This window comes from Oleiphilus sp. HI0080 (assembly GCF_001635135.1).
In genome coordinates this window covers 1-2,988 of the sequence record NZ_LWFU01000661.1, presented here as the reverse complement: position 1 = coordinate 2,988, position 2,988 = coordinate 1, and the positions used below count along the sequence as shown (strand labels likewise).

Below are 2,988 nucleotides of genomic sequence, written 5' to 3'. Positions count from 1 at the left end.
TGTTTTTCGATCTCTGCCATACTTCGCTCGGGGTCTGACTCCCGAAGCTTATTCATCATTCGAAATTCGGGTGGAAATAATTGCCCAATGAGCAGCAAGCCGAAGTTATGCAATAGTCCCGACAGATATGATTCGCGCGCATCCAGATTTAGATCTGGTTTGGCCATGGTCGCCAAAGCCTCGCACAACACAGCACAATGCAATGCATGTTTCCAAAAATTACCTAGACCCAGAGCGCCATGAGAGGGAACCCGAAAAGCTTGAGCAGACGAGATACCCATAGCGAGCTTCGCAACTCGATCAAAACCCAGTACAACGTTGATCGCATCGCGCACACAATGTAACTGGCCTCGATAATTAAACAATGCCGAGCGCGCGTACCTTAGGATCTGAGCGGATAGACTAGGGTCGCGCTCCACTAGCATGACAAGCTCATCCAAACTGGACTCTGGATTTGACGTCAAATGCATAATGCGAACAGATGTCTCTGGCATAGGCGGCAAGCGGTACAACTTATTCAGTTTGCGAGCAATATCATCTAACGAGTATTCTTTATCAGCGCAAAGTACGGACTCTGCTGGCGCCAAACGCTCAGAAAACAAGCCTACATTCGCGTCTCGCAATACAGCTCTAACAGAACCCTGACTTAAACGCAGTAAGGTATTTGCACAACCACTTGAAGCAAAGACCTCTTCCCACGAGAACACAGCTTCATCGACATAGAGCGGCAAATCATAGGCCTGCCCCAGGACAGGCACGTGGCCATGGTCGCAGTCAGTAAACAATCGCCCTGCCTGCTCGTCGTCAATTAATTGAAAGTCTCTACTCGAAAAACTGTTTAATGCATCAATATTGGGCTTGGCTTGAAACGGAACAATCAGCGCAGCTGGTCCGGCTCGGTCTAGAACGAGATGCGTCTTGACGGTTAATTCTGGTACAGCCTGCGCTAACAATACTGCGTGAGACAAGTCCCTTGAACGAGCATGATGAATCAGCTGACACTGAACAGCATGAGCATGAATGTATTTACCTAAACGGCTAGCTATGGGCACCGGACTTCTCTCTACGAAAATGAACACGTTCAACAACAGCACCCGGTTAGCATCTACATTGCAAACCGGAGTACCTTTCATTGAAGTGTAATCGAAGCTCAGCACCCTGCCTGTCTTACGTCACAAACCGCCGTTTCAATTCTTAGTAGAAGTGTAACGAAGTGTTGTCAGGAGACCTGCAAAGCAATCCCAACCCTTAAGCCTCACATCACCATTTCACGACGAGTAAAGCGCTTTAGAAAAGCTACGCCCACTCTAACCGGTGTTGCGAATTCCAGCCGCGATACCGGCCATGGTCACTTTCAGTGCCATCTCGACCTGCTCGCGTTCTTTCTCAGATACACCCTCAGAAGCGCGCTCGCGCTTCAGCAATTCAGCCTGCAAATAATGCAATGGGTTTGTGTACGTTGCCCTAACCTTGAGTGACTCGCCAAAAGCAGGGTTACTTTCCATCAACGTACTTTGCTCCTTGAGCTGGTTAATCACTTTAACCATGTCACGAAAACGATCGCGCAAACTCACGCCAAGCGGCCGTAGGCGATCAGATACCAGCATTTGATCATAGTATCGGGCAATACGCGGGTCCCCTTTGATCAAAACCATTTCGAGCATATCTATCTGGGTTGCGAAGAACGGCCAGTCACGGATCATTTCCTGAACGAGCGCTTTGTCTTTGGCGTCAATGACTGTGCCGAGTGCTTCATCACTACCAAGCCATGCTGGCAGCATGAGACGAATTTGCATCCAGGCGAAAATCCATGGTATCGCTCGCAGCGTTTCAACGCCTCCGCCCTGCTTTCTGCGCGCAGGCCTGCTGCCTAAGGCCAACTTACCCAGCTCGCTTTCCGGCGTCGCACTCCTAAAATACTCTACGAAGTCTTCATGACCTCGGACAACATCTCGATAGGATTTCACTGACATAGCGGTCAGACGATCCATTTCATCCCGCCATGCCTGCTTCGGTTTCGGTGGCGGAAGTAGTGTGGCCTCCATGACAGCATTGGTATAGATTTTCATGCTCTGGCGGGCCAAATCCGGCAAGCCGAACTTAAAGCGGATCATCTCGCCCTGCTCAGTGATTCGAAATCGGCCATCCACGGAACCCGGGGGCTGCGACAGAATCGCGCGATTTGCTGGCCCACCTCCACGCCCCACTGTTCCGCCGCGCCCGTGAAATAACTCAAGCTCAACTTGATGCTTTTGCGCGACGGCAACCAACGCCTCTTGGGCTCGATACTGAGCCCAGCCTGCAGCGAGCTGACCCGCATCTTTCGCTGAATCAGAATAGCCGATCATCACTTGCTGGCAGCCTTCGCAATACTCCTTATACCAATCAACGCTTAGCAGTTGACTGATCGACTCTGCGGCACCATCCAGATCATCCAAAGTTTCAAATAATGGCACGACCTTCATCCTACGCTGCATGCCCATTTCGCGAAGCAAAAGAATGACCGCCAGAATATCCGAAGGCTTTGAAGCCATAGATATAACATACGAACCAAAGGCTTCTCTTGGCTGCGAGGCAACAACAGCACAGGTATCTAAAACCTCCTGAGTTTGTTCACTGCACGCCCAAACTTTAGGCACCAAAGGTCTTCGACCCTGCAGCTCCTCAAGCAAAAAGGTCTGTTTCTGCTCTTCCTCCCAATCGTTATAAGAGCCCTTGCCCAAATATTCGCAGAGTTCGTTGATTGCGTCAGCATGCCGCTCTGAATCTTGACGAACATCCAACTTTAAAAGCTCTAGCCCAAAACACTGAACACGCCGAATGACATCTAACAATAAACCGTTCGCTACCGTCTTTACACCAACCTCAAGCAACGACTCATAACAGGTAACCAAAGGGCCAAGCAATTCCTCTGTATTAGTCAGGTAAGCACCACCTTTATACACCTCTCCTCGCGCCTCCATAGCCGCCCACTCTCTGGTATTACTA

2 protein-coding genes are annotated in these 2,988 nt (G+C 50.1%); both read right to left on the bottom strand.

Going from position 1 to position 2,988, the window contains the following annotated elements; genetic code table 11:
* The coding region (locus tag A3751_RS14390; protein WP_197466368.1) for an HDOD domain-containing protein at nucleotides 1-1,052 on the bottom strand (1,052 nt) is incomplete at its 3' end.
* A 255-nt stretch (nucleotides 1,053-1,307) separates the two neighbouring features.
* Nucleotides 1,308-2,988: phosphoenolpyruvate carboxylase (locus tag A3751_RS14385; protein ID WP_156492481.1), on the bottom strand; the 1,681-nt coding region annotated here is incomplete at its 5' end.